We start from the raw sequence: 25266 nt of genomic DNA on the forward strand, positions 1-25266 counted from the left end.
CCGCTCTGTCTATCGAAAAACGAGTGCCGACTACGCCGTCACTCGTGGTCCGCGCCCGACCCGTCGGTCGCAAGTTCGGCCATCGTGGGCGACGACACCGTCTCTGCTGTGCTCGCGCTCCGTGTTTCTCTGTCTTCTTGCCTGCTCACGGCATCGCTGTCGTCGCCGTCTGCTTCTGACTCGCGACTCGGTTCAGTCTCGGCTCCCTCGGTTCGGACCTCGAACCGGTCCGCGAGCGACCGAAGTTTGTCCGTGGTCGTCGAAAGCTCCTGCATCTGGCCGGCGACGCCAACCATCACGTCGTTCTGGTCGCGTGCAGCACTGGCGACGTCTGCCGCGTCGGTCTGCGTCTCGGACGCGATTTCGGCCGCTTCGTCGGCGAGACGAGCGACCGATTGTGCGGCCGTCGCCTGCGAGGCAGTCGCTTCGTCGATTGCAGCGACGCCGTGGTCGACTTCTTCGAGCCGTTCGACTGCTTCGTCGATAGCGTCGACACTCTCGGCGACCGTCTCAGCACCAGTCGAGACGCGCTCTCGTGCGGCGCGAACGTCGGCGACAGTCCCGTCTGCTGCCGTCTCGACTGCCTCGATGGACTCTGCGATTTCATCCGTCGCCTCGCTCGTCTCCTCTGCGAGGGCTTTCACACTGTCGGCGACGACGGCGAATCCTGCGCCGGCCTCGCCCGCCCGTGCGGCCTCGATAGACGCGTTCAGTGCGAGCAAGTTGGTCTGGTCTGCGATGTCGCCAATGAGGTCCACCACGTCGGCGATGTCGGCGACGTCTTCGCGGAGCGTCTCAGCACCAGTTGCCGCGGCGGCGACTCGGTTGTCGATGGCGTCCATCTCTTCGTGGACGGCAGCGCTCGCGTTACGCCCGGTCTGGCCGTACTCACTGGCGTCACTGGAGAGCTTGGCGAGTTCGTCGGCGGAGGCCGCAACCTCTTCGACAGTCGCCGACAGGTCTTGCATCTCCGCAGAGACGTCGTCGAGAAGCGCCGCCTGCTCGGCTGCCCCTTCGGAGATGTCCGCAGTTCCGTGTTCGACTCGATCGGATGCTGCAGTGACCTCTTCGGTTCCGGCAGTGACGCGTTCACCGGCGGTGTCGACGGTGGTCGCGAACGTCGCAACCTGTCCAATCGTCTCTTCGAGGTCGGTGAGCATCGCGTCGATCCCGTCGCCGACGCCGGCCATCGCCTCGTCGTCGGGCGTGACCGACGTGCGGACCGTCAGGTCGCCGTCCGCGGCGTGGTCCATCGTCTCTCGGTAGTCGGCCGCGGCGACTTCGAGGTCACGCCGAGCGTCCTCAGCGGCTTCGATACGGTCTCGAAGTGTGTCGCGCATGTCTGCAAACGCGTCAGTCAGTGCACCGAACTCGTCGAGTCGGGTGGTCGTGAGGTCGACGTCGAGGTCACCGCCCGCGAGCATGTCTGCCCGGGTTTGGAGACGGCGTAGCGAGACGACCGTCCCGCGACCGATGACGAGTCCCACGAGGCCGAGGCCACCGAGTGCGACGCCGATGAGGATGACGATGTCGCGCTCGACGAGCTGTGCGACTGCGTACGCGTTCTCGGGCGGTGTTTCGACGAGGACGGCCCATTCGGTTCCATCGACGGGTGCGTGTGCGACCACAGCACCGTCTCGTTCGACCACGCCAGCGCTCCCACCCATCGCGGCATCGAGCGCCGGTGTCTCGTCTCCGCCACGGTACTGCGTGAGGACGTTGCTGCCGTACTTGTCGAAGGCGACGACGCCCTCGGCGGTGACGACTCTCGTTCGCGACCCTTCGATTGGTTCGCTGAGCGTCTCGGCGTGTTGTGTCGCATCGACGACGACCATCACGGCGGCGTCTCGACCAGCGACGGGACTGAGGAAGGCGAGTCGTTCGCCACCACCGTACCGGTACACTTCGGAGATTGCGACTCCGTTCGGGTCGAGCATCGTCAGCGACCCGGTCGTCCACGACACGTCGAGGTCCTCGACAGTCTTGGACTCTAACACGCCGTCGGTGCTTCTGGTGATGTGACGATTCGACGGCTTGATGTAGTGAATCGCGAGAACTTCGTCTGGAAGATTCTTCTTCTCATAGCTGAGAGTGGTGTCGATTTCTTCTTCGCTTCCAGACCGGATTGCGTCGTACTCAGAGAGCATTCGGGCCGTCCTTGAGTATCCATCTAACCAACTCGACAACTCTTCTGCCTCCAAGGTTGCGGCCGTCTCGAGTTCGCTGTGCGCGTCTGCTCTGACCTCTTCTCCGACCATGTCGGTCACGTAGAGGCCAAATCCGCCCATTACCCCGGCGACGACCAATAGAACGAACAGAAACTTCCGAAGGTAACTCCGTCTGAGTACCGCCGGCACTAACGTGGCGAGTCTCATGTTATTCGTTCGCAAGCAAATAGGACGTAAAGTGTTGACCCGTCGGCTATCAAGCGTGATAATGTTGCACTCTCGAAGGAGCACAGCGAGTCGTCGCTCCCCGAAGTGCCGTTAGAGCAGTTCGTTCACAGTTACACCGAGTGCAACTGCTGCTGCCCCCGTCGCACCACCCCCCGTTGCGATGTACGTCGGGAGTGCCGACACGACACCGCCACCGGCACCCGCGACTAAACAGAGTGCCATCCCAAAGAGTGCGGCGTCGAACCGGGAGGGTGCGTCCTGCGGGAACACGTTCTAATTAGATGTCATTACAGCCACCGACAAATGGTTTGTGGAGGCGGGACTACTCGCCTCGCTCTTCGACGCCGTCCCCGTCTGTTTCGAGCGCACGCTCGACACCTTCCGACTCGAGGTCTTCCAGCTCGGTTGGCGCGATTTTCTCTAGCGCACGTTCGCGTTCGCTGGTCACCGAGATATCGCGCATCCCGAGCGCGATGGCGGCGTCGAAGCACCGAATCGCCTCTTCGTACTGTCCCCGTTCTGCGAGGAAGAAACCCCGATTGTACCACGCGTGTGGGTGGCGCGGGTCGAGTTCGACCGCTCGCTCTGCGTGGTCGAGCGGTTCTGACGAGTCGCCGAACTCCCAGAGTGCGTACGCGAGGTTCATCTCCGCCGTCGCGGCGTGTTCGTTGTCGTCGTCGATGCGCAGTGCCTCTCGCGCGGCACCGACTGCCTCGTCGTACTCTGCTAACTGGGCGTGGGCGACGCCTTTGTTCACCCACGCCTCCTGCGCTTCGGGAGAATCTTCGTCGGCGTACGCAATCGCACGTGCGAAACTATCGACCGCCTGTTCGTACTCCTCGATCGCGACGTAAGCCAACCCGACTTCGATGAGTGCCGGGATGTCGACGTGCTCGGGGACGACCTGCGACTCGTCTACGATGTCGGCGAGCACGTAGTCGTCGGTCGGGTCGACGAGTCGCGTGTTCTGCCGGAGTTCGGGAGGGTCGAGGTCGAATCCCTCGTACGGGTCGCCGAACCCCGCTCCCTCAGAGTATCGGTGGTCACGTGTCGAGGCCATCCGTGAGTATTGGTGCGGAGACGACATAACGTGGTCGGACACCCAGTGAAAGCGGAGAGATACGTCTGTCGAGGACGTTCTGGGTCGGGTGAAAAATCACAATCCTGTCAGAAATCATGTCAATCGGCCACACGGCTTAAATACTGTCGGTGAGCACCGAAAATCAACTGGGTGGACTCTAATCCGCAGGGGGGTGACGGGTCGAAGCAATCGAACGGCCCTCCGGGCACGCGGGCAGTCGTAGAGACCAGACCTAGTGCAGGAACTTCACCATGAAATTAGGCACAATCGGTGTCGGCAATGCGGGCAGCAAGATTGTCGACAAGATGGTCGAATTCGAATCGCTCACGAACCGAAAGCTCTGTCGTCACGTGATGGTCATCAACACCGCTCGGACAGACCTCACCAAACCGGACCACATCCCGGAGAACAGACGGGTGTTGATTGGTGATACGCATCAGAAAGCCAAAGGTCACGGTGTCGGTGGCGACGTGGACGTTGGCGCGGAAGTCGCCAAGAACGACATGGACGAGATTCGGCGTGCGTTCGACGACGTAGACATCCACGAAGTCGACGCGATTCTCGTCTGTGCGTCCCTCGGCGGTGGCACCGGCAGTGGTGCGGCACCAGTCGTCATCAAAGAGTTGCAGAAGATGTACGACGAACCGGTGTACGGTCTGGGCGTTCTCCCCGGAAAGTACGAAGGTGGCCGTCCGGCACTCAACGCCGCCCGGTCGCTCCAGTCGTTCGTCAACAACACTGACAACTTCATCGCTTTCGACAACGACGCGTGGCGCTCGAAAGGCCAGACCGTCGGTGAAGGATACGAAGGGATGAACCGCGAACTGGCGACTCGTATCGTCACCCTCCTCGGTGCAGGAGAGTACGACGAGGCCACCACCGCCGAGAACGCGATGGACTCCAGCGACATCATCCGAACGCTCGACACCAACGGCATCTCGTCGATTGGCTACGCGTCGACGACGGTGAACAACAACGGAGATGGCCTGTTGAACCGTTTCCGCGAAGAACACGAAATCGAGGACACGACGAACTCCGCGGCGAAGATAAACGGGCTCGTCCGACGGGCCGTCAACTCCCGACTCACGCTCCCGTGTGAAGTCTCGAGCGCCGACCGGGCGTTGATCGTTCTCTCTGGACCACCGTCGGAACTCTCTCGGAAGGGGCTCGAGAGTGCCCGCGAGTGGATCGAAAAGGAAGTCGACACGGTGGAAGTGCTGGCCGGCGACGACCCCCGAGAGAACGCCTCTGCACTCTCGGCCGTGGTGTTGCTGTCGAACGTCACCGAGACGCCTCGAATCAAAGCGATTCAGGAGCAGGCGGTCGAAGCACAAGAAAAGATTGCCGAGCAGGAGGCCGTGCGCGAGGAAGAGATCGCGAACCTGATCAAGGATAAGGACGGCAAAATCGACCCGGTCATCTGACCATGACTCCCGTCAATCGGGGGGGAGTGTACACCCTCCAGGGAGTGACGCGATGAAGCTGGCAGTCATCGGAGTCGGTAATGCAGGTAGCCGAATCGTCAATCAGATGCTGGACATCGAGCAGTCGTCCGGTCGGAACCTCTGTAACGGGAACACGCTGCTCGTCAACTCGACCAAACCGGCGTTCGACGCGCCCGAGCACGTGCCCGAAGAGCGCCGACTGACTATCGGCGACGTCTACTGGGAAGCAGACGGGTCTGATATCGATGGGAATCCCGACCTCGCGGCCGAAATCGCACGCGAAGAGAAGAACGACCTCATCCGTGCGTTCGACCTCATCGAGTTCCACCAGATTCACGGCATCTTGGTCGTCGCTGGCCTCGGCCGCGGCACCGGTGGCGGTGCAGGTGCGGTCGTGATAGAGCAGCTGAAAGAGATTTGTGACGACCCAGTGTACGCCGTTGGCGTCCTCCCCAGCGATTCAGAGGGTGAGCAATCGTCGCTGAACGCGGCCCGGTCACTCCAGTCGTTCGTCGCCGCGGCAGACAACGTGATTGCCTTCGACAACGACGCCTGGGAAGACGACGACCACCCCGACGACGGGACACCGGACTCGGCAGTCGACGAAGCGGAGTCTGGCGACGACGCATCAACTGACGACGATGCACCCGTCGCCAAAGACGACGCTGCCGGTGGAGACTACACACGCATGAACGTCGAACTCGCCAAGCGACTCGTCACCCTGTTCGCAGCAGGGGAGATTCGCGGGAGTTCGGGCTCGGAGAATCTGATGGACCCGAGCGACATCATGCGGACACTCGACACCGGCGGCGTCTCGTCTATCGGATACGCGTCGGTGGACCTGCCACAACCCGGCGGCGTTCGTTCGTTGCTTCGGTCGGTCCAAGACCGGTTCTCCTGGATGCCGGAAGGCGATTGGGGCTCGGACCCCGAAATCGACGGTGACGACGGGGCGACTGACGCGGCGAAGATTAACAACCTCGTCCGACAGGCGGCCGATTCGAAACTCACGCTTCCGTGCGAAATCACGAGCGCCGACCGCGCTCTGATACTGCTCTCTGGCCCCTCTCGAACGCTCTCCCGGAAGGGCTTCGAGGGCGGCCGGTACTGGCTCGAACAGGAAGCGGACATCGTGGACGTGATGGCCGGAGACGAGCCACACGACCGAGCGACCGAACTCACCGTCGTAATCCTGTTCTCGAACGTAACCGACGTCGCCAGAATCGACGCGATTCAAGAGCGGGCCGTCGAGTATCAACACTCCCTCCGTACCGAAGGGACGCCAACCGGTACGACCAACTCACAATGAGCGACCCAATCGACGAAGACTGGAATCAGACACCGTCGTGGCTTCCGAACTGGGTCGCCACTACGGCCACTGCAATGCGTATCGACCTGCGATGGATGCACGCGACGTGGATGGAGGTCGCATTCGCTCGGGGGCTCGAAGTCGACCACTCAGTGGTCGAAAACCGCAAACCCGAGAGTCCCGGTGGCGCGGTCGCCTACCGACTCTGGGCCGCAGTCGGCTTGCTCTTCCTCGCCGTCGCGTACCCAGTGTTCGTCTTGGGGCTCGCGATTCGATTCTACTCCCACCGAATCGACCGAATAACTGCGGGACTCGGCTTCGCCGGCGTCGCGCTGCTCTCGGTCGTCGTCTGGGGACTCTTCACCGCAGCGACGTACATCTCTCCCATCGCGTTCGAGGGGTTCGTCGCCGTCGCGGTTGCAGGTGTCGTCGCGACCATCGCTGCCGTCCTCGCGTTGTTCTTCACCAATAGTGGGGGACGACCAACGACCGTCGCGCTCGGCTATCCGTTAGCTGTGACTGCGTTCTTCCTTCCGCCAGTCGTCGCGTCGCTCTACTCGCCGACCTTGGCGTCTATCGTCTTCCCGAGTTCGACGTCGCTCGCAATCTGGCTGTTGAACAACGTCCTCAATTTCGCCGGCATCGCCGCGTTCATTCGAGCGTCGTTCGAGTTGCAGGGGCTGGCGTACGTCGGAATGTGGTTCGGCCTCGCGGTTCCAGTCGGCTGGGTTCTCGGTGGCCTCGTCACACTCGTCGACAGCGTTCGGGAGTCCGGACCCTCGAACCCAGTCGACGACGGCGGGTCCAGACTGTACTGACACCGGCTTTTCGGAGACTCTTCCCCTTTCGACTCTCGTCCCGATGCATCGCTCTGCACGACGTTGTTCGCAGAGTCGAATGTGGAGAGACGAGAGTTGAACCTCACTCGCAACGAGTTGCTCGCTGGTTCAACTCTCTCTGGACGCATCGCTCTCTGCACGACGTTCAGAGAATCGATGCGGGGGACGAGATTTGAACTCGCGAACCCCTACGGGAGCGGATCTTAAGTCCGCCGCTTTTGGCCTGGCTCAGCCACCCCCGCGCAGTTGACCGTATTCCGAGGGGAAGAAAAGTGCTTTCGTTTTACCAGTCGACAGAGAGGGACCCGTCGCCGTGTGGGTCCGGGGAGAGTTCCTCGTCGGTTCGGCGGTCGATGACGTGAATGACGCCGCGGCCTTTCTTCGCCGGACAGACCTCTGCAGCACGGATGTTCTCGTCGAGTTCGTCCTCGCCGATGAAGTACGACTTGGCCCGCGCGAGGCCGGTTTCGAGATCCATCTCCCAGTTGTCGGCGACTTCCGCGCATCGACCGGCCCCGAAGCACTTGTTGGCCTCGAAGATTATCTTGTACGGCTTTTCTTCGACTGGTGGGGCGTTCTCGTCGGTCCCGAAGTCGCTCGGCTTCGGTCGGTCGGACTCCTCGCTCATCGCCGGTGGTTACAACCCGGCGGACTTTGCGCTGTCGGTCGGTGGGCGCACACCCCCGGTGGGACTATCGGCACACAGACCCTACACAGAACGATGGACGGTACCCCCCGCGAACGGTTCGGTGACCTCGTCCGCGCGGCCACGGCGAGCGAACGCCGCCGGCTCGTCGCCGACATCTGGGCCGCCCGTGGGTGGGAGACGACCGTCGAAAACTCACTCGTCGTCGCTCGTCGTGGCCCCCAGACCGAACACGTCGCCATCGTCTCTGGGCGGTGGTTCGGTGTGCGCCCCTCGGTTCCAGACGACGCCGACGTGGTCGTCGCACTCGATACCATCCCAGCGTCCTCACCCGATGTTCGGATATTCTCGCTCGACGACCTCTACGAACTCGTCCGCTATGGCCTCCCCCTGGAGACCGGTGACCACCTCGTCGAAACTCACTTCGGGGTGACGCTGGACGACGCTCCCAGTTCGGGACGCGGGGCGCGTTCGTCGTTCTCGGCGCGTTTCGATTCGTCTCGGTCCGTGCTCGTCGTCGTCGCCGTCGTCGCGCTCCTCGTCTTCGCCATCGTTGCGACTGCTGGCGTTCCGGGTATCGCTCCGCGACTGGGCGGTGGAACCGACGAGACGCAGCAGACGCAGCCCACGACACCGGTTCCGACAGCGACGCCCGAACCACGGGCCATCGCCCCCGGCGTGACGACGGCAGGCGTCGAGAACGCAACACTACTTGCCGATGCGCATCGGCGAGTCGTAGCGAACGAGTCCTATCGGTGGACGATTGGCTATCGTGAGTCGATCGCTGGCGACGAGACTGGCCGCGAAGTCGAAGTCGTCCACGTCGAAGAACCACACGTGTACAACTCGGAGGTCCAGCGCGTCAGTTGGTCTGGGCTCAGGGCGTATCCGCGGCCGACTGCCTCCGAAGATTCCTACGCCGACGGGGCGATGCGGTACTCTCGACGACCAAACGAACCCGACGGCGTTGCCATCCGCGTTCTCGACCCAGAAGTGCTCGACGGACCGGGGAGGCATGCGATTCGTGCCGAACGCTACATCGGGTGGTATCTCTCGACAGAACGTTCTCGAGTGGTGAACTCGACAGTCGAAGATGGCGTCGAAGTCACCCGAATCGAAGGCAGTGGAAACGATTTCCCGCGCTCTCGTGACTACGAGTTCGTCGCATTCGTCGAAGAAAGTGGGTTCGTCCGGTCCATGCAAGTCTCCTACGAGACGCGCGACGGACTCGGCGTCACCGTCTGGTTCGAATACGACGCAATCGGCAACACGACGGTGGAACCACCGGCGTGGCTTGGTCCCGAAGACCGGCAGACGACGCCGACCGGAGACCAACCGACGAATCAGACCGAGTGAGGTCGCTTACTGTTCGATGTCGACGGATTCGAGGACGACGTCCGACACTGGCTTGTCCTGACGGTCGGTCGGGACCGAGCCGATGTCTTCGACGACGTCCATGCCGTCGGTGACTTTTCCGAAGACGGCGTGCTTGCCGTCGAGGTGTGGCTGTGCGCCGAGTGTGATGAAGAACTGCGACCCGTTCGTGTTGGGTCCGCGGTTTGCCATCGACAGGACGCCGGCACCATCGTGGCTGAGGTCCGAGTCGAACTCGTCGTCGAAGGTGTAACCCGGGCCACCGCGGCCGGTTCCGGTCGGGTCGCCGCACTGAATCATGAAGTTGTCAATGATGCGGTGGAAGAGGATGTCCTCGTAGAGGGGTTCGCCTTCCATCGTCTCGTCGGTCTCGGGGTGGACCCACGTCTTCTCGCCTGTCGCGAGGCCGATGAAGTTCTCGACCGTGTTCGGAACCTTGTCTTCGAAGAGTTCGACCGTGATGTCGCCCTTGTTCGTGTGGAGCGTGGCGGTTGGGTTGTCGCTCATAGTTCCCACGTCGGGCGGGCGAGTGAAAACCGTGCCGCCTTCGGGACACCTCTCGGACGACAGACAGTCTGGACGGTCGCAGTGTCACTGCCTGCTCGCAGGAGCGAGTGTGGGTGCCCAGAGCAACATCAAAGAAGGAAACAGGCTGTTATCAGCAGACAAGAACGGCCACTGGGATTATTGTCTTGCGGCCCAAAGGCACAACTGAAATTCACATGAATCACAACGTCGGCAGTCTCGACCGGACGGTTCGTCTCGCACTCGGAGCACTCCTCGTCGTCATCGGCATCGGCGCGTTCGCGGGTGCGGTCCCGCTCGGACCGCTTCCGCCGACACTCGGCGCAGCACTCGCCGTCGTCTTCGGTGCCGTCTTCCTCGTTACCGGCTACCGGCAGGCGTGCCCACTGTACCTCCCGTTCGGTATCGACACCTCGGATACGTAGTCGCGACCTTCCTCCGTCGGTCGACAACACCGTCTATTCTTTCTACGTCGCGGTGCGGCCCCACTACCTACAAGGCACCCGACCGCGATGCGTCGAATATGCACACTGCGGAGACCGTGACGCTCGCCCGGTTGCCCTCTGGCGTCCCGGTGCAGACGACGGTTCACATCTACGAACCCGACGACGAACCGGACGGACCGACGCTCTACGTGCAGGCCGCCCAACACGGCCGCGAGATAAACGGGACCGAGGTGCTTCGCCGACTCCACGGTCGACTCGAACGCGCGGAGCTGACGGGTCGCGTGGTCGCCGTACCTGTCGCCGACCCCCTGACGTTCGACCGCGTGTCGTACGTCACGCCAGAAGCCATCGACTCGGTCAACTCCAACATGAACCGCGTCTGGCCAGGTGACGCTGACGGCAGTCTCCACGAGCGCATGGCTGCCTCTCTGTGGGAGTACGCCAGTGACGCCGACGCCATCGTCGACCTCCACACCGGCAGTCCCGACATGCTCACTCACACTGTCTACCGCAAGAACGACGACGCCTCGCGTGACCTCGCGGAGGCGTTCGGCGTGAGCCTGCTCCTCGCTGAGGCCGCGGGCGAAGACGCCGAAGAGGAGTGGACCAAGCGCAACTTCGGCGGGAAACTCCGTGTCGCGGCCACGGAAGCAGACATCCCATCTATCACACCTGAACTCGCACACAACAAGCAACTCGTCGAGTCGGCTATCGTCGCCGGCGTCGACGGACTACTCAACGTCTGTCGGAGTCTCGGCATACTTCCCGGTGCCGTCGAGTCGTGGGACGGCCAGACCTATCGGAACCACCTCGGGCGCGTCACCGCCGACACCTCGGGCCTCTTCGTCGCCCGCGAAGACCTCGAACTCGGTCAGGAAGTCCGCCCCGGCGACCACCTCGGGTGGGTGTACGACCCAACCAAGTACACCGTCCTACAGGAAGTCGAAGTAGAGCGCGCGGGTATCATCTACTCCATCGCCCGTGAGGCAACCGTTACAGCCGGGAAGACGCTCGTCGGCGTGGCGCTTCCGCTGGACGGCGGAGTGGACGACGAGTTAGACACAGACGACGTGTTCGGTGACGCGGACGACGAACTCGACATATAGGCTCTCGCACTCTGAAAGCTCCAGATTCGACGTTTTTCCGGCAACAAATTATATCGCCTCACACGTCGTCGAAGTAACACGTACCCATACTCTCGATTCTCGAGTCGTAGTGTCGAGTAAACCCACAGCGTCGCACGAGGCTCAGTCTGTGGGAGTCGATGGGCCAATAGGAGAACCGAATGTCATCGAAACAGGACGGAGACGGACGAATTGATTACAACCGACGTGCCTTACTGAAGGCGCTTCCCATCGCTGGACTTGCGGTAGTCGGAACTGGCACTGCCGCAGCGAAGTCGGCGTTCCCAGCGGTCATCCCACTGCCCATTGGATTCCAACCGGAAGGTATCGTCACTGGCCTCGGTACCGACTTTTTCGTGGGGTCGCTCGCCGGTGGGGCCATCTACCGGGGGGACTTACGAACTGGAAGCGGGGACGTCTTCGTCCCACCCACGGGGGGTCCTGCAGTCGGTCTCTCACACGACGCTCGAAGCAACTACCTCTTCGTCGCCGGCGGCCCGACTGGGCGGGCGTCCGTGTACGACGCGGACACGGGTGCGCTGGTTGCTGACTACGAACTGCAGGACTCGCAGTTCGTGAACGACGTCGTGGTGACGAGGACGGCGGCGTACTTCACCGATTCGGCCCGGCCATCGCTGTACCGGATTCCACTGGGTGCGGGTGGAGACGTCCCCAACCAGAGCGCAGTCGAGGAGATTCCACTCAGTGGCGACTTCACGTCGGTGGCTGGGTTCAACGCGAACGGTATCGACGCACCGCCAAACGGGAAGTACCTCATCGTGGTAAATACGAGCACGGGACTACTCTACAAAGTCGACCCTGCGTCGGGCGACGCGACCGAAATTGACCTCGGAGGGGAGACTGTAACGGCGGGTGACGGTATCTTGCTGGCGGGCAGAACGCTCTACGTCGTCCGAAACCAACTCAACCAAATCGCTGTCGTGACACTCGACCCGGACGCGACTGCGGGCGAAGTCGTCGATGTGATAACCAACCCACTGTTCGACGTGCCGACGACGGTGACGGGGTTCGGGAACTCCCTCTACGCGGTGAATGCACGGTTCGGAACCCCACCAGCGAACGCAGAGTACGACGTGGTTCGGGTATCGAAGTAATCGAACCGTTACTCAGAACCAGAGGCGAAGAAGAGAGATACGGAGTGCATGTCACTCCGATTTCTTCGACCCTCAGAAGTCGCGCAGGTCTTCGAGAACCGCGGCCGCGGCACCGGACTCGATAGCCTCGCGTGCCATCTCCAGACCCTCGTCGATGGAGTCGGCGTCTTCGCGGGCGTAGATACGGAGCGCCGCGTTCAGCGCGACGGCGTCGGCGAAGCGGTCCGTGCGCTCGCCAGAGAGAACTTCTTCGGTAATCGTCGCTGAGTCGCCGGCGACGTCGTCTTCGTTCACGCCGAGGTCGTCGTACTCGAAGTCCATGCCGTAGTTGGCCGTCTCGATTTCGAAGTCGTCGAAGGTACCGTCGGCGCCGTCGGCGGTCCACTCGGCGACCTTCGTGTACCCGGGGCGGATGTCGTCGTAGCCTTCCATGCCCTGGAACATGACGACGCGACGGAGGTCGTGGTGGTGGCTTTCTTTGAGCGTGTCCGTCATCTTCTTCGCAAAGGCGAGGTGGTAGAACGACCCGAGGTGGACCGAGGCGTTCGCCGGGTTCGCGATGGTCTCGATGGTGTTGATGAACGTCCGAACGCCCATGTTGTCACGGCGCTCCCAGAGGGCGTGGATAGCTGGGTTGAACTTCGGCTGGTAGTAGAAGCCGAAGCCAGTGTCGTCCACCATGTCGGCGGATTCGTCGGGTTCGAGTTCCGTGCGAACGCCGAGTGCGTCGAGGACGTGTTTGTAGGCGTCCTGCTTCTGGGTCGGGACGCGGTCACCAGAGTGAACGACGACGGGCGTGCCGGCGGCCGCAGCGGTGACACCCGCAGCGACGCCGAGGATGGCCGTCTTGCCCTTACCGTCGTAGTTCGCGCCACAGTCGACGGGGTCGACTTTCGGCTCGGCGTAGTTGACGTGTTCGGCCATCACGTCGGTGTACGCGGCGAGTTCTTCGGCGTTGTTGTGTTTCCAGCGGTTGGCGAGCCAGAACGCCCCGAGCGTCGTGTGGTCGGGTTCGTCCGCGAGGATGCGCCGCATCGCTTCCATCGCCTGCGCTCGCGTCATGTCCTCGGCGGACTTCGTTCCCGTGCCGACGACTTCTGTCATCAGACGTTTCAGCGGCCACTCCCCGAACTCACTGTCGACTGCTGCCATGCCTGTGTCTTCGAGTGAGCGTGCAAAAAACGTCCTGTTCGGTCCCGCTGAACGAGAGGACTCTCGCGGTCCGAAAGCGATAGGCCCACCGACTCCTAAGCCGGGGTAATGACCGCGCTGTCGGACGACTGGCGGGCCGACCTCGACGAGGTCGATGCCACGCTCATCGACGAGTATCAAAGCGGATTCCCCGTCGAAGCACACCCCTTCTGCGTCGTCGCCGAGGAGCTGGGTATCGACGAAGCGGAGGCTCTCGACCGAGTCCGTCGACTCCGCGAGAAGGGTATCTTCCGACGGTTCGGTGCCGTCCTCAACCCGCCCGTCATCGGGAGTTCGACCCTCGCGGCGGTCTCGGCACCAGAGGACCGATTCGACGAGGTGGCCGAAATCATCAACGGCTACCAGCAAGTGAACCACAACTACCGCCGCGCCCACGAGTGGAACATGTGGTTCGTCGTCACCGCCGGGTCGCGGGAGACACGCGACCGTATCCTCTCGGAAATCGAAGACCGAACCGGGTGTGAGGTGCTCAACCTCCCGATGCTCACGGACTACTACATCGACCTAGAGTTCCCCGTGATGAACGACGACCGGTTCGCCCGCGAGAGTCTCGAAGAGACCGAGGTGAGTGCGACGCGAATTTCCGAGGATGCGACGGGCGACCTCTCGGACCTCGATGCACGCCTCCTCGTGGAGATTCAAGATGGCTTCCCGCTGACGAAGACACCGTATGCGGACGTTGCCGCCGCCATCGACGCCGACACCGACGAGGTCATCGACGCAATCGAGCGCCTCCTCGACGATGGCTGTATCAAACGCATCGGCTGTATCGTCAACCACGTCGTCACCGGCTTTCGGAACAACTGCATGGTCGTCTGGAACGTCCCGGACGACGAACTCGACGCTCGTGGCGAAGTCGTCGGGAGTCTCCCGTACGTGACGCTCTGTTATCACCGACCCCGTCGACCAGAACAGGACTGGCCGTACAACCTGTTCACGATGATTCACGGCCGCGACGCCGACGCCGTCGATGCGAAGATAGACGAACTCGCCGACGAGTATCTCCCGTTCGACCACGAGCGACTCTACTCGACAGAGACGCTGAAGCAGACCGGCGCGCAGTACGAAGAGCTAGTGAGTTCGAGCGAGTAACGTTCCGTCTTCGGCCACTCTTCTCCGACGAGACGGTCAGGTCGTGTTCGATTTCGGCTGTCGGGACGAATACTCCCATCCCGCCCCAAGCACGATTCAGACTCCTATTTCCAGTGGAATTTGGGTCTAACTTGTGCCCCTCTGATGTCCGTCTCGTGCCCAAGTTCGGCAAATTTCCTTAGTATCCCTCGTCCTCCGATTTGTCGGGTGATTCCCATGCGAACAAAGACACTCATCGGTGCGCTCCTCGCAGTGCTCGTGGTGACCGGCGGCGTCGTCGGACTCGCCGGAGCACAGGAGACGACCACCGACCAACCGCCGACCGACGAAGCACCGACCGACGACCGGCTAACTGACCGTTCATCCGACGTCCCCACTGACGCCCAGTTGAGCACGTTCCTCGACCAACTGAACCTCACCGACGACCAGCGCGAAGCCATCGAAGACGAAGTCGCCGAGATGCGCGCAGACGGTGCGTCTACACACGCAATTCGACTCGTGGTCCACGGCCGCCTCCACCAGTACGGTGTCACTGACGCGGAACTGCGTGAACTCCGCTTCGAGCATCGTCTCGACCAGAAACTCGACCGCTTGCAGGACCACTACGGCCTGAGCGAGAGCGACGTCGAAGCAGTTCGTGACGCGGTCGAAACTGCTCGTGCAGACGGTGCGAACCCCGGCGAACTCCGAGAAGTCGCACTCGACACGCTCGAAGAACGTGGCTACGACGTGAGTGACCTGCGGGAACGCTGGAACGAACGCTCCGCGGCCAACTGGCACCGACACACCGGTCACGACCACCGACACGGACCACACCGGTGAGGCCCCACGAGACCTCGCCAACCCGTAGGTCACTCCGCGGTCAGCCATCCATCACAGGTCCCCGCTGATGCGCCGAGAACTCTCCCAGCCCGTGCCGTTTTTATACCAGAGCTGAGTGTTTCGAACAGATGCGTCGGGTGCTCTGGTGGCTCATCGGCGGTGGTCGTGGGGGGAAAAACCGCCTGCGTATCATCCGAACGCTCTCGGACACACCGATGAACGCCAACCAACTCGCCGACGAACTGGATTTGAACTACAAGACGGTGCGGCATCATCTCGAACTCCTCGAAGAAAACGGGGTACTGACCACCATGGGTGACGGCTACGGCAAGACGTACTTTCTCTCAGACCGGATGGAACAGAACGTCGACCTGCTCGACACGATCGCATCGGAGGCTGACCTCGAATGAGTGAGTCCAGCCCCGACCCAACGACGCCGACGTTGCTCCTGACGCTCGTGGGGGTGCTCGTCGCGCTCGTCGTGACGTTGGCCGTTCCGGCACTCCTCGGACGTGACCTTCGCCCCCGACTCGCGTTGTTCTTGCAGGTGAAACTCTTCGTCTCGACGTTCAACGTCGCGCTCCTCGTCGCCCTCGCGTACAACTACGTCCGCGTCTACCGCGACCTCCCGAACCCGTTTACGATGAGTCTCGTCGTGTTCACGTTCGCCTTACTGCTGTACGCACTCACGTCGAACCCACTCGCAGCAGTTGTGTTCGGCTTCCGTCCGGCGGTGAGTATCGGCCCGTTCACGTTCCTTCCAGACCTGTTCGCGGCCGTCGCTGTCGTCGTCTTACTGTATCAGAGCTACCGGTGAGCTATTCCGCTGACTGGGAGTGTCTTCTTGTCAGATATAAGAAATTCATATACCCTCTCCCCGCGTACTTTTGTCTAGCACTTATCACAACAGTTGCATCGCCGCTGAGAATTTCCTGAGAGCAGGCGACGAGCGTTCCACGAGTGTGGAGTTCGACATCGTAGGTCTCATCCCCAGTATCCTCCGTTATGGGTCACCAGTCACGACGGTCAATACTTCGGTTACTCGGCCTCGGTTTGACCGGAGGGCTCGCGGGATGTACAGGAGACGAACCGAGCGGGAGAGACGAAGAGACGATGCACGAGGCACCGAAACGAACGCCGACGCTCCCTCAATCGCCTGTCTGGACCTCTCCGACCGCGTCTCCGACGGCTTCAGCGACTCCTGTTCCGCACCCACGAGACACGCAGCGATTGGTGTTCAAGGGGTGTACCGCGACGATGTTTCTGAGTTGTTCGGAATTCTGGATAGATGTGGACCCACCCGGTGTTGCGTACTATCTCGTCCTCCTCTACGTCGACAGGTCGGCAGAGAAACTGTACAAATTCGCCGCCGGGCCACTCAGGGGGCGATTCGTCGATACGTTCGGTGACACCCGATTCGACCTCCTCGAAGTCTCCATCAAAGTCCCGCGTGAACCGTCGGCCACTATCTACCTCCCGTCGCGGTGCTTCGGTGACTCTGACCATCCACGCAGTCGACTGTCAGGATTCCCCGCCGAAGAGCACTGAGTATTCGCTACCGTTCGTTTCGGTCGGCCCACGGACTGAGTATCGCGTAGACTGCTTCGTTCATCGGTACCTCGACGCCGACCTCGTCAGCGTGCCGAACGACAGACCCGTGGAGCGCTTCGAGTTCCATCGGTTTGCCGTGTGTGAGGTCGTAGTGGAGCGACGAGTACATCTCCGGGTCGAGGTCGCGTGCGAAGTCGAGCCACGTCGGGACGAGGTCGTCGGGGAGGCCGACGCCCTCCGCCCGAGCGACTGCAGCCACCTCTTCGATGATTGCACGAAACATCTCCCACGAGGCGTCACTCTCGCGGACGTCACCGATTGGAAGCCGAGTCGTTGCCGTCATCCCGGCCTGTGCACAGATGAACGCGAACTTGCGCCAGAGTTCGACGGCGATGTCGTCTGCGAGTACCGCGTCGATGCCGTCGCTCTCGGACATCGCGTCGTGGAGCGCCTCGATTCGAGGCGAGGTTCGACCGTCGAGTTCACCGTAGATGAACCGTGCCGGACCGCCAGTGTGTTCGACGACACCCGGTTCCTTGATAGTCGAGAAGATGTACGCGACACCGCCGACCACGTGTGCCTCGCCAATTTCGTCTGCAACCCACCGTTCGCTGTCGACGCCGTTCTGGAACGACACGACTGCCGTGTCGTCTCCGATGAGGGGTGAGAGGTCGGCGGCCGCGCTCTTCACGTCGTGCGCTTTCGTGCACAGTAACACGTACTCGCACGGGCCGATGTCGCTCGGGTCGTCGGTCGCAGGGAGGTCGACTGCCGTGTCGCCGGCGACGCTCTCGACGCGCAACCCGTCGGACTGGAGGGCAGCAAGATGCGCCCCGCGCGCAATGAGGTGTACCTCGTGTCCTGCGTCTGCAAGTCTGGCACCGAGATATCCACCGACACCACCGGCACCGAAAATCGCGAATTTCATGCGTCGGGTACAGCCGGTGTGATAAAAGAAATTTGGGAGGAGAGTCGTATCGGTGGGTGAACGCCTCGTGTGGTTCTCTCGCAGGGAGAATCGTCGCTCTAGATTATCGATGGGTGACACGAACCGCTAGTGAGTACCCATGCCCTCCATTCAAACGCGGATTACTGCGCACCCAGTCGCGGCGTTCTTCTTCCTCGCGTACGCGATTACGTGGACCATCAATGCGCCAGTCCTTCTGTTCGACATGGCGCCGTCGTGGTCGACGTGGGGTCTCTTCACGCTCGGCGCGCTCGGCCCGTTCCTCGCCGCTGTGGTCGTCCTGTGGGTCAGTGGTGAGTCGGTTCGTGAGTGGTACAAACCACGGCTTCGCTGGCGCCTCCGTCTCCGGTGGTACGCCATCGTCGTCGTGCTCCCGCTCGTGTTCGTCGCACTCGGAACGGTGCTGTACGGGCTTCTCGGCTACCCAATCGACCTCGGAGTTCTCGACCTGGGCGTGATGTTCTACCTCACGCTCCCGGCTTTCATCGTGTTCGAAGCCATCGTCGGCGGTGGGAAAGAAGAACTCGGCTGGCGCGGATTCGCCCTCCCCCGGTTGCAGGCTCGATACGGGGCACTCCAGTCCGGTGTGTTCATCGGTGTTCTGTGGGCACTCTGGCACCTCCCGATGTTCTTCACGGCGTCGGCACCCCACGGGACGTGGCCACTCGGACAGCAAGTGCTCTGGGGCGTCAGTGTCGTCGGGTTCTCGGTCGTCCTGACGTGGCTGTACAACGAGACGGGGAGCGTCTGGCTCGCGATGCTCGGCCACGGTGCGATAAACCTGCTGAGTGGACTCGTCCCAATCGACGCCGCCGTCGTGGGCACGCCCATCTACGACGAAGTTCGCGTGGCCGCGATTGGGACGTTCGCCGTGGCCGTGTGGGTGGTTGCACTCGTGCTCGTCGCCACGCGCGGGATGGACCGGCTCTCCCGTGAACCAGCATCGACCAGTGGGTTCCCGGACACTACGTCACCCGCAGGGAACCCTCGCCGGGCCGACTAACTACAGAAAGGTCGCGTCCAGCGACCTGCAACCGCCAAACTGCGGCCTACAACGGCGATAGCCGAGCCAACAACTGTGCTCCGAGTGCGGCGCCGCGTTTCGCGAGATAGCCGCTCTTGAGTGCGCCGACCTTCGCGACGGACGCCGATTTGAAGGCACCTTTCTTGGCCAACACGCTGCTCGTCAGCGCGCCCCGTTTGGCGTAGTACGCGGACTTTCGGCCTGCGGCACCGACGTAGTGTTTCGTACTCGTTGGAATCGGCGTCCTGCGCCCCTGGACCCGTGTCGAGCCACTGCGGATTGCATCGAGAATATCGTCAGCCGAGAGTGAGGCTCGAGACATGTCAGGAATCTCGATTTCGGTGTACGCACGGCCGACGTACCCGACTTTGTGGGCGTCGCTGCCGGCGACACCGGGGTACTGACGGTTCGTAGCGAAGCGCCGAGCGCGACGGTTCTTGTAGCCAGTGAAGAGCCACGAGTTGTACGTCTCGATGGCGTCGAAGGCGTCGCCACCGGAGGTGTCGTGGTATCTTCCGAGTCGCTTGCGTCGGATGCCGTGGCGACTCCGCTGGAAGGGGTGTGGAACGATTGCGACACCGCCTTTGTCGCGGACCCACTGGGCAGTCTCGTCGAGGGGGCGACGCCGGGGCGGAAGCTCTTCGACACCGAGTGCGAGGAGGTGGCCGTCGGCCGTCGAGACTTCCACACCGGGAATTCCGACGAGGCCGTACATCGGTGCCAGTTGCGCCGCTCGGATAGACTCGTGGATGACGTCGTGGTCGGTGATGACGACGGCATCCAGCCCGATCTCTGCGGCCTGCTCTAAGATGAGTTCGACCGGGTCGTGGGCGTCGTACGAGCCCTCCGAGTGGACGTGCGGGTCGATTCGGACTGTCAGCGCAGACACAAGCAGTGGTTAGTCGCCGGTCACGAAAAAGGCACGCCCGAATCGTGCTAGCGTCACTCCCACCACGTCCCGGTGCACTCGTTGGCCAGCGATTGGCGGCACGACTCCTGACGGCACGGAACTCGTCAGAACCGACACACAGGTCAGTTCAGTTACCTAACCTCGTTTCAGCGAAGCTTTACGAATTTCTCAGTCGTGTGTTAAGACATGGCAACCACAGATGGATTCGTCCCCACTATCGGCGTTCGAGACCTTCGTGAGTCTGGTCGTGAACTCGTCTCGGTCGACGGACGTGCAGTCGCGCTCTTCGTCCACGAAGGTGAGGTTCGAGCGGTCGACAACGCGTGCCCGCACATGGGGTTTCCCCTGATACAGGGGAGTGTCGACGATGGTGTCCTCACCTGCCACTGGCATCACGCACGATTCGAACTCACGTGCGGAGACACGTTCGACCCGTGGGCCGACAACGTCCTCACCTACCCAGTCGATATCCGCGACGGCACCGTCTACGTCGACCCACACCCCGAATCGAGCGACTCGCCACACGTCCACTGGTCGAACAGACTCGAAGACGGTCTCGAACAGAACCTCAGACTGGTCGTCGCCAAGTCGGTTATCGGCCTCCTCGACGCCGGCGTCGATGCCACGGACCCGTTGGAGACCGGCATTCAGTTTGGCTGCCGATACCGGAGACAGGGGTGGGGACCGGGCCTCACCATCCTGACCGCGATGGCGAACGTGCTCCCAGACCTCACACCAGACGACCGAAAGCGCGCACTCTACCACGGCCTCATTCAGGTCGGCAACGACGTGTCGAACGAACCGCCACAGTTCGAACAGGACGCGCTGGGTGCGACAGAAACCGACTACGACCGCCTCTTGTCGTGGTTCCGTGAGAACGTCGAAGTCCGAGACCCTGCGGGTGCAGAGCGAGTTCTCAGGACCGCTATCGACGCCGGCTACGACGACGAACACCTCGCACGACTGCTCGCCACGGCGGCGACAGACCACCGGTACATCCAGACCGGCCACGTCCTCGACTTCGTCAACAAATCCTGCGAGGCGCTCGACCACATCGGGTGGGGCCACGCGGACGACGTTCTCCCGAGTCTCGTCCGCGGACTGGCGACCGCAGACCGGGGTGAAGAATCCGCACAGTGGCGTCGTCCAATCGACCTCGCAAGCCTCCTCGACGACACGTTCGACGAACTGCACCGGTTCGTCGAGTTCGGTGCAAAAAAGACGTGGTCACGACCCGACTGGATGCTCGACACACTCCTCGGCGACGACCCAGACGCCATCGTCGACGTACTCGTCGAAGCGATTCGCGATGGGGCGACCCCCGAAGAACTCGCCGACGTCGTCGCGCTCGCGGCCGGAACGCGGGTCGCACAGTTCGCGACGAGTAACGAGTTCAGCGATTGGAACACCGTCCACCACACGTTCACGTACGCCAACGCGGTCCACCAACTCGCGAAGCGAACAGACGCGATGGAGCTCTACCGCGGCGTGTTCGACGCCGCTATCAACGTCTACCTCGACCGCTTCCTGAACACGCCGCCAGCACCGCTCCCTGACGCGAATCCCGATGCAAATCCGAGCGTCGAACTCGATACGCTCAGAGACGCGTTCGACACGGAAGGCCGAGTGAACGATGCCGGGCGAGCAGCCGCCCACTTCCTCGATGCGGGAGGTGACCTCCACACACTCAGAAGTGAACTCGGCAAAGCACTCCTCGAAGAGGACGCTGGGTTCCACACCTACCAGGCCCTCGAAGCTGGGTTTTCGCAGGCAGCGAGCCGCCCGCCAGAAGAAGCACGGGTGCTCTTGGTCGGCGTCGCGCGATACCTCGCCGCACACTCGCCGACGCGTCGCGAGCGCGAACAGACGTTCTCTATCGCCGCACGTCTCCAGCGCGGGGAGTCAGTTCACGAATCGCCGTCGGCGGAGTGAGTGGGGTAAATCCACTCCCTGCGTCTCACTTGCCGGCGATTCGTTCACCTGCTTCGATACCACTCCACAGCGCCGCGTGAACTCGCCCTTCACCGACCGTCCAATCGCCGGCGAAGAACAGCCCGTCAGGTTCGCCGCGTCGGATGACCTCTCGGTTGGCGACGCCGTCGGGGAGGGCGTATCGCCAGCCCTGGTCGTCCACCCAGTCCGGGTCGCGCAGTCTCTCGTCGTCGAGCAGGTCTGCGACCATGTTCGCCACGTCGTCCGCCGCGTCGTCGAGCGGGTCGTCGTAGTGTTCTTCCGACCACTCGGGACTTGGTTGGACGACGAGCAGACTCTCGCCGTCGGGGACGTGGCCGTCTTTGCACTCTTCGCGTGCGACCCATCCGAGCGGGTGTTGTTTGTCCGGATTGACGAGGGCGTACCACGGGTCGTCGCGCTCGAACGGGTAGTGGAGTATCACCGAGCGAATCGTTCGATACTCGACGCTCCCAATCGCTTCACGGAGGCCAATCATACACTCGTCTCCCCACCCCATCTCGGTGAGGAGGCCCGCAGTCTGCGGTGCAGGCGGTGTCAACAAGACCACGTCGTACGGCCCGTGTCGGGTGCCCTCCTCGTCGACGACAGACCAGTAGCTCGTATCTGGATTGTGGTCGATAGCCGCGACTCGGGTCCCGCGTTCGACGGTGGCGTCAGTCTGGGCGAGCAGTCGCTTCGCCAGTTGGGTGATTCCCTCTGTCCACGTCCACTTGTGTTGGTCGCGCCCGTCGCCTTCGGCGATGACGCCGTCGGCGTCGAACGTCCAGACCGGTTCGTCGATATCGACGAGTCCCGTTTCGCCGAGGTCACGAATCAGTCGTTCAGTCCGGTGGTCGTAGTCTTTGACGTAGTTTGCCCCGTGGTCGTACCGACACCCGTGTTTGCGACGTGTCGCCGCGCGCCCGCACACGCCACGACTCTTCTCCAGAATCGTCACGTTCGCGTTCGCGTCACGGAGCGCATATGCCGCCCCTGCCCCTGCGGCGCCTGCCCCGACAATACACACGTCACGCGTCATGTCGACACCCCGTGTGCGAGTCCAGCCAGCATCGTCTACACCAGTGTTTTGGAGGCGCTAAAAGACTCGCAACGCGGCGGTATGAGTCGGAGAGGCGAAAACGATTCACGTCTCGCACCCACAGACCTCGTATGTACGATTCGGTCATCTTCGACCACGACGGCGTGTTGACCACGCTCGTCGATATCTCGCTCCTCCAGGATGCCACGTGGGCAGCCTTCGACGAACTTGGCGTCGTCGACCCGGACCCCGACCACGTCAGACAGATGGTCATCAACGTCAGTCTCGAAGACGTCCACACTGTCGCCGGCGCGTACGACCTCGACCCAGAGACGCTGTTCCGTGTCCGAGACGAGTTCTCCTCTTCGTACCAGTGTGACGCCGTCGCCGACGGACGAAAAGTCCCCTACGACGACTTCGACGCGATTCGGCGAATCGACGCGCCCATGGGGATCGTCTCCAGCAACCAGCAGGCGACGATCGACTACGTTCTCGACCACCTCGACGCCGCCGAGTTGTTCGGAACGGCCTACGGGCGCGAACCCTCGCTCACGAGTCTCCACCGCAAGAAACCCGAACCCTACTATCTCGAACTGGCGATGTCCGATCTCGGCGTCGAATCGCCGCTGTTCGTCGGCGACAGTGACAGCGACATCGCCGCTGCCAATGCAGCGGGTGTCGATTCGGCGTTCATCCGTCGCGACCACCGTGCGGACCACACGCCCTCGCCCGACCCGACACACGAAGTGTCCGGCCTCGACGACTTGCTCGCCATCGACGGCGTTCCCGTCGTCGACGACGTGACCGCTGCTGACGGGGAGGCGCTCCGATGACTCGCGTCCCGCACGTCGGACTCGGAACGATGGGTCTCGACACGCCCGCCGAGGCAACTGCTGTGACGACGGCACTGGAGATGGGCTATCGCCACGTCGACACGGCCCAGATTTACGAGAACGAGGCCGTGGTTGGTGACGCCATCGAGGCCGCCGAGACACCGCGCGACGATGTGTTTCTGGCGACCAAAGTGTGGGCAGACAGCCTCGCACCCGACGACGTGCTCCGGACGACTCGTGAGAGTCTCGACCGACTCGGAACCGACTACGTGGACCTGCTGTACGTGCACCGCCCGATAGAGACGTACGACCCACCCGAGACGCTGGCCGCGTTCGACGAACTCGTCGACGACGGACTCGTGCGCGCCGTTGGCGTGAGCAACTTCACCGTCGCCGAACTGGACGAGGCACTCGACCTGTTGGACGCGCCGCTGGTCGCCCACCAGACAGAGTACCACCCGTTGTTCCAGCGCCCCGAACTCCTCGAACACGCCGAAGAACACGGCTACAGCGTCGTTGCGTACTCACCGCTCGCGGGTGGACAGGTCCGCGACGTTGCGGAAGTCGTCTCGGTTGCAGAGAAACACGACGTCACTCCTGAGTCTGTGAGTCTGGCGTGGTTGGCCGCAAAGGGTGTCTGTGTCATCCCGAAAGCATCGAGTGAGCGACACCTGAGAGCGAATCTCGAAGCAGTCGATATCGACCTCGATGCAGAAGATATCGCCGCCATCGACGCTGTGGAGCGCGAAGTCGAACTCTACCCTGAGTGAGCGACGTGACACTCCGTTCGGGCTGGAAATATCATCGATGATACCTGTCCCGGAACGGTTATAATAGGAGGTACGGTGTGTCCGACCATGCGGATTCCGAGTGGGGTAAGCGGGTTCGACGAACTCATCCAGGGTGGCTTCCTTCCACGACGCCTGTACGTGCTGAGTGGACCGCCGGGGAGTGGAAAGACGACGTTCACGGCGCAGTTCATCGCCGAAGGACTTCGAAATGGCGAGCAGTGCATGTACATCACCATGCACGAGACCGAAGACGAACTTGTCAACGACATGTCTAGCTTCGACTTCGGCTTCGAGACGCTCACGAATTCAGATGGCTTCCGATACATCAACCTCGTGAGCCCCAAGGGGAAACATCTCCTCAATCAGTTCTCACAGAGTGGCAGCACATCGAGTGTCCAGAGTCTCACAGACAAGATTGTCGCCTTCGTCAACTCTCGACAGGTCGACCGTCTCGTCATCGACTCGACGATGCTTCTTCGACTGTTCTTCGCCAACGGGTCCGAAGAGATGACGCGGTTCCTCACCGCACTCAAACAGGGCGACGCGACGACGCTCCTCATCTCGGAGATGACCGACCCGTCGTCGTACGCCGACGAGCACTTCCTCGCACACGGTGTCATCTTCTTCCACAACTACCTCGAAGCGACGGGGATGACCCGAGGGATTCAGGTCATCAAGATGCGCGGGACGAACATCGACTGCGATATCCGGTCGCTTTCCTTCACCGACAACGGGCTCGTCGTAGACCCCCGGTCGAAGGTCGACCTCTAAG

The 25266-nt window shown here is 62.2% G+C and carries 26 protein-coding genes and 1 tRNA gene; 17 read left to right on the plus strand and 10 right to left on the minus strand.

Features of this window, described 5'->3' with window-relative positions; all coding sequences use genetic code 11:
* Positions 1-38: 38 nt before the first annotated feature.
* The 3 genes from GJR98_RS05885 to GJR98_RS05895 form a co-directional block, all read right to left on the minus strand.
* Positions 39-2375: a methyl-accepting chemotaxis protein gene (locus tag GJR98_RS05885; RefSeq protein WP_151136406.1), complete on the minus strand. Its 2337-nt coding sequence runs from the start codon at positions 2373-2375 to the stop codon at positions 39-41.
* Positions 2376-2486: 111 nt separating this feature from the next.
* Entirely contained in the window at positions 2487-2666 is a 180-nt protein-coding gene (locus tag GJR98_RS05890) for a hypothetical protein (protein WP_151136408.1), read from the minus strand.
* A gap of 52 nt (positions 2667-2718) precedes the next feature.
* Positions 2719-3456 (minus strand): tetratricopeptide repeat protein, encoded by a 738-nt coding sequence (locus GJR98_RS05895; protein ID WP_151136410.1) that lies wholly within the window; start codon positions 3454-3456, stop codon positions 2719-2721.
* A 272-nt stretch (positions 3457-3728) separates the two neighbouring features.
* Here GJR98_RS05895 and GJR98_RS05900 point away from each other — a divergent pair, with 272 nt between their 5' ends.
* The 3 genes from GJR98_RS05900 to GJR98_RS05910 are packed head-to-tail and all read left to right on the plus strand — an operon-like array spanning position 3729 to position 7049.
* Positions 3729-4901 carry a tubulin/FtsZ family protein gene (locus GJR98_RS05900; protein ID WP_151136412.1) on the plus strand — a complete coding sequence of 391 codons (1173 nt, stop codon included), beginning with the start codon at positions 3729-3731 and terminating at the stop codon, positions 4899-4901.
* A gap of 52 nt (positions 4902-4953) precedes the next feature.
* Positions 4954-6231 (plus strand): tubulin/FtsZ family protein, encoded by a 1278-nt coding sequence (locus GJR98_RS05905; RefSeq protein WP_151136414.1) that lies wholly within the window; start codon positions 4954-4956, stop codon positions 6229-6231.
* On the plus strand, positions 6228-7049 hold the full coding sequence (locus tag GJR98_RS05910; RefSeq protein WP_191965427.1) for a hypothetical protein: 822 nt from the start codon (positions 6228-6230) through the stop codon (positions 7047-7049). Before GJR98_RS05905 ends, GJR98_RS05910 begins: the two co-directional genes overlap by 4 nt.
* A gap of 178 nt (positions 7050-7227) precedes the next feature.
* Here GJR98_RS05910 and GJR98_RS05915 read toward each other — a convergent pair.
* Positions 7228-7312, minus strand: a tRNA-Leu gene (locus tag GJR98_RS05915).
* A gap of 41 nt (positions 7313-7353) precedes the next feature.
* Positions 7354-7698: a ferredoxin gene (locus GJR98_RS05920; protein WP_151136416.1), complete on the minus strand. Its 345-nt coding sequence runs from the start codon at positions 7696-7698 to the stop codon at positions 7354-7356.
* A gap of 93 nt (positions 7699-7791) precedes the next feature.
* Between GJR98_RS05920 and GJR98_RS05925 the strand changes: the two genes are divergently transcribed.
* On the plus strand, positions 7792-9072 hold the full coding sequence (locus GJR98_RS05925; RefSeq protein ID WP_151136418.1) for a hypothetical protein: 1281 nt from the start codon (positions 7792-7794) through the stop codon (positions 9070-9072).
* Positions 9073-9078: 6 nt separating this feature from the next.
* Here GJR98_RS05925 and GJR98_RS05930 read toward each other — a convergent pair whose 3' ends face one another.
* Entirely contained in the window at positions 9079-9597 is a 519-nt protein-coding gene (locus GJR98_RS05930; RefSeq protein WP_151136420.1) for a peptidylprolyl isomerase, read from the minus strand.
* A gap of 215 nt (positions 9598-9812) precedes the next feature.
* Between GJR98_RS05930 and GJR98_RS05935 the strand changes: the two genes are divergently transcribed.
* The 3 genes from GJR98_RS05935 (at position 9813) to GJR98_RS05945 (ending at position 12300) form a co-directional block, all read left to right on the plus strand.
* Positions 9813-10040 (plus strand): YgaP family membrane protein, encoded by a 228-nt coding sequence (locus tag GJR98_RS05935; protein WP_151136422.1) that lies wholly within the window; start codon positions 9813-9815, stop codon positions 10038-10040.
* A 98-nt stretch (positions 10041-10138) separates the two neighbouring features.
* Complete coding sequence (locus GJR98_RS05940) at positions 10139-11167, plus strand: succinylglutamate desuccinylase/aspartoacylase family protein (RefSeq protein ID WP_151136424.1); 1029 nt, start codon at positions 10139-10141, stop codon at positions 11165-11167.
* A gap of 179 nt (positions 11168-11346) precedes the next feature.
* Positions 11347-12300 carry a superoxide dismutase gene (locus GJR98_RS05945; RefSeq protein ID WP_151136426.1) on the plus strand — a complete coding sequence of 318 codons (954 nt, stop codon included), beginning with the start codon at positions 11347-11349 and terminating at the stop codon, positions 12298-12300.
* Between the two features lie 72 nt (positions 12301-12372).
* Here the strand turns inward: GJR98_RS05945 and GJR98_RS05950 are convergent, their stop codons facing one another.
* Complete coding sequence (locus GJR98_RS05950; protein WP_151136428.1) at positions 12373-13452, minus strand: anthranilate phosphoribosyltransferase; 1080 nt, start codon at positions 13450-13452, stop codon at positions 12373-12375.
* 108 nt (positions 13453-13560) lie between these two features.
* On the opposite strand from GJR98_RS05950, the gene ahbB reads away from it, so the two are divergent.
* The 5 genes from ahbB (at position 13561) to GJR98_RS05975 (ending at position 16974) form a co-directional block, all read left to right on the plus strand.
* On the plus strand, positions 13561-14604 hold the full coding sequence (gene ahbB, locus GJR98_RS05955; RefSeq protein WP_151136430.1) for a siroheme decarboxylase subunit beta: 1044 nt from the start codon (positions 13561-13563) through the stop codon (positions 14602-14604).
* A 216-nt stretch (positions 14605-14820) separates the two neighbouring features.
* The gene (locus tag GJR98_RS05960; protein ID WP_151136433.1) at positions 14821-15426 is read left to right on the plus strand and encodes a hypothetical protein; all 606 of its coding nucleotides are present in this window, start codon (positions 14821-14823) and stop codon (positions 15424-15426) included.
* A 128-nt stretch (positions 15427-15554) separates the two neighbouring features.
* Positions 15555-15836: an ArsR/SmtB family transcription factor gene (locus tag GJR98_RS05965; RefSeq protein WP_151136435.1), complete on the plus strand. Its 282-nt coding sequence runs from the start codon at positions 15555-15557 to the stop codon at positions 15834-15836.
* On the plus strand, positions 15833-16243 hold the full coding sequence (locus GJR98_RS05970; protein ID WP_195759376.1) for a hypothetical protein: 411 nt from the start codon (positions 15833-15835) through the stop codon (positions 16241-16243). The genes GJR98_RS05965 and GJR98_RS05970 overlap by 4 nt, the downstream gene beginning before the upstream one ends.
* A gap of 473 nt (positions 16244-16716) precedes the next feature.
* Positions 16717-16974, plus strand: coding sequence for a hypothetical protein (locus tag GJR98_RS05975; protein ID WP_151136437.1), 258 nt, complete (start codon positions 16717-16719; stop codon positions 16972-16974).
* A 7-nt stretch (positions 16975-16981) separates the two neighbouring features.
* Here the strand turns inward: GJR98_RS05975 and GJR98_RS05980 are convergent, their stop codons facing one another.
* Positions 16982-17905, minus strand: coding sequence for a 2-dehydropantoate 2-reductase (locus GJR98_RS05980; RefSeq protein ID WP_151136439.1), 924 nt, complete (start codon positions 17903-17905; stop codon positions 16982-16984).
* 139 nt (positions 17906-18044) lie between these two features.
* Here GJR98_RS05980 and GJR98_RS05985 point away from each other — a divergent pair, with 139 nt between their 5' ends.
* On the plus strand, positions 18045-18947 hold the full coding sequence (locus GJR98_RS05985; RefSeq protein WP_151136441.1) for a CPBP family intramembrane glutamic endopeptidase: 903 nt from the start codon (positions 18045-18047) through the stop codon (positions 18945-18947).
* Positions 18948-18993: 46 nt separating this feature from the next.
* On the opposite strand, the gene GJR98_RS05990 is transcribed toward GJR98_RS05985, so the two are convergent.
* The gene (locus GJR98_RS05990) at positions 18994-19857 is read right to left on the minus strand and encodes a CehA/McbA family metallohydrolase (RefSeq protein ID WP_151136443.1); all 864 of its coding nucleotides are present in this window, start codon (positions 19855-19857) and stop codon (positions 18994-18996) included.
* Between the two features lie 207 nt (positions 19858-20064).
* Here GJR98_RS05990 and GJR98_RS05995 point away from each other — a divergent pair, with 207 nt between their 5' ends.
* On the plus strand, positions 20065-21810 hold the full coding sequence (locus GJR98_RS05995; protein ID WP_151136445.1) for a Rieske (2Fe-2S) protein: 1746 nt from the start codon (positions 20065-20067) through the stop codon (positions 21808-21810).
* 25 nt (positions 21811-21835) lie between these two features.
* On the opposite strand, the gene GJR98_RS06000 is transcribed toward GJR98_RS05995, so the two are convergent.
* Entirely contained in the window at positions 21836-22870 is a 1035-nt protein-coding gene (locus GJR98_RS06000; protein ID WP_151136447.1) for an NAD(P)/FAD-dependent oxidoreductase, read from the minus strand.
* 131 nt (positions 22871-23001) lie between these two features.
* Here GJR98_RS06000 and GJR98_RS06005 point away from each other — a divergent pair, with 131 nt between their 5' ends.
* From GJR98_RS06005 to GJR98_RS06015, 3 genes are all read left to right on the plus strand, one after another.
* The gene (locus GJR98_RS06005) at positions 23002-23703 is read left to right on the plus strand and encodes an HAD family hydrolase (protein ID WP_151136449.1); all 702 of its coding nucleotides are present in this window, start codon (positions 23002-23004) and stop codon (positions 23701-23703) included.
* A complete protein-coding gene (locus GJR98_RS06010; protein WP_151136452.1) occupies positions 23700-24473 on the plus strand; it encodes an aldo/keto reductase in 774 nt (257 codons plus the stop codon). The genes GJR98_RS06005 and GJR98_RS06010 overlap by 4 nt, the downstream gene beginning before the upstream one ends.
* A gap of 87 nt (positions 24474-24560) precedes the next feature.
* A complete protein-coding gene (locus GJR98_RS06015) occupies positions 24561-25265 on the plus strand; it encodes an RAD55 family ATPase (RefSeq protein WP_151136454.1) in 705 nt (234 codons plus the stop codon).
* Position 25266: the final 1 nt, after the last annotated feature.

The organism is Haloferax marinisediminis (assembly GCF_009674585.1).
In the GTDB taxonomy this organism is placed as follows: Archaea; Halobacteriota; Halobacteria; order Halobacteriales; family Haloferacaceae; genus Haloferax; species Haloferax marinisediminis.

Excerpts from the sequence above, each read along its gene's own strand:
- GJR98_RS05905 (WP_151136414.1), top strand. The coding sequence starts at position 4,954 with ATGAAGCTGGCAGTCATCGGAGTCGGTAATGCAGGTAGCCGAATCGTC.
- GJR98_RS05900 (WP_151136412.1), top strand. The coding sequence starts at position 3,729 with ATGAAATTAGGCACAATCGGTGTCGGCAATGCGGGCAGCAAGATTGTC.
- GJR98_RS05960 (WP_151136433.1), top strand. The coding sequence starts at position 14,821 with ATGCGAACAAAGACACTCATCGGTGCGCTCCTCGCAGTGCTCGTGGTG.
- GJR98_RS05930 (WP_151136420.1), bottom strand. The coding sequence starts at position 9,597 with ATGAGCGACAACCCAACCGCCACGCTCCACACGAACAAGGGCGACATC.
- GJR98_RS06005 (WP_151136449.1), top strand. The coding sequence starts at position 23,002 with ATGTACGATTCGGTCATCTTCGACCACGACGGCGTGTTGACCACGCTC.
- GJR98_RS05950 (WP_151136428.1), bottom strand. The coding sequence starts at position 13,452 with ATGGCAGCAGTCGACAGTGAGTTCGGGGAGTGGCCGCTGAAACGTCTG.
- GJR98_RS05935 (WP_151136422.1), top strand. The coding sequence starts at position 9,813 with ATGAATCACAACGTCGGCAGTCTCGACCGGACGGTTCGTCTCGCACTC.
- GJR98_RS06010 (WP_151136452.1), top strand. The coding sequence starts at position 23,700 with ATGACTCGCGTCCCGCACGTCGGACTCGGAACGATGGGTCTCGACACG.
- GJR98_RS05980 (WP_151136439.1), bottom strand. The coding sequence starts at position 17,905 with ATGAAATTCGCGATTTTCGGTGCCGGTGGTGTCGGTGGATATCTCGGT.
- GJR98_RS06000 (WP_151136447.1), bottom strand. The coding sequence starts at position 22,870 with ATGACGCGTGACGTGTGTATTGTCGGGGCAGGCGCCGCAGGGGCAGGG.
- GJR98_RS05885 (WP_151136406.1), bottom strand. The coding sequence starts at position 2,375 with ATGAGACTCGCCACGTTAGTGCCGGCGGTACTCAGACGGAGTTACCTT.
- GJR98_RS06015 (WP_151136454.1), top strand. The coding sequence starts at position 24,561 with ATGCGGATTCCGAGTGGGGTAAGCGGGTTCGACGAACTCATCCAGGGT.
- ahbB (WP_151136430.1), top strand. The coding sequence starts at position 13,561 with ATGACCGCGCTGTCGGACGACTGGCGGGCCGACCTCGACGAGGTCGAT.
- GJR98_RS05970 (WP_195759376.1), top strand. The coding sequence starts at position 15,833 with ATGAGTGAGTCCAGCCCCGACCCAACGACGCCGACGTTGCTCCTGACG.
- GJR98_RS05985 (WP_151136441.1), top strand. The coding sequence starts at position 18,045 with ATGCCCTCCATTCAAACGCGGATTACTGCGCACCCAGTCGCGGCGTTC.
- GJR98_RS05910 (WP_191965427.1), top strand. The coding sequence starts at position 6,228 with ATGAGCGACCCAATCGACGAAGACTGGAATCAGACACCGTCGTGGCTT.
- GJR98_RS05925 (WP_151136418.1), top strand. The coding sequence starts at position 7,792 with ATGGACGGTACCCCCCGCGAACGGTTCGGTGACCTCGTCCGCGCGGCC.
- GJR98_RS05945 (WP_151136426.1), top strand. The coding sequence starts at position 11,347 with ATGTCATCGAAACAGGACGGAGACGGACGAATTGATTACAACCGACGT.
- GJR98_RS05995 (WP_151136445.1), top strand. The coding sequence starts at position 20,065 with ATGGCAACCACAGATGGATTCGTCCCCACTATCGGCGTTCGAGACCTT.
- GJR98_RS05965 (WP_151136435.1), top strand. The coding sequence starts at position 15,555 with ATGCGTCGGGTGCTCTGGTGGCTCATCGGCGGTGGTCGTGGGGGGAAA.
- GJR98_RS05940 (WP_151136424.1), top strand. The coding sequence starts at position 10,139 with ATGCACACTGCGGAGACCGTGACGCTCGCCCGGTTGCCCTCTGGCGTC.
- GJR98_RS05920 (WP_151136416.1), bottom strand. The coding sequence starts at position 7,698 with ATGAGCGAGGAGTCCGACCGACCGAAGCCGAGCGACTTCGGGACCGAC.
- GJR98_RS05895 (WP_151136410.1), bottom strand. The coding sequence starts at position 3,456 with ATGGCCTCGACACGTGACCACCGATACTCTGAGGGAGCGGGGTTCGGC.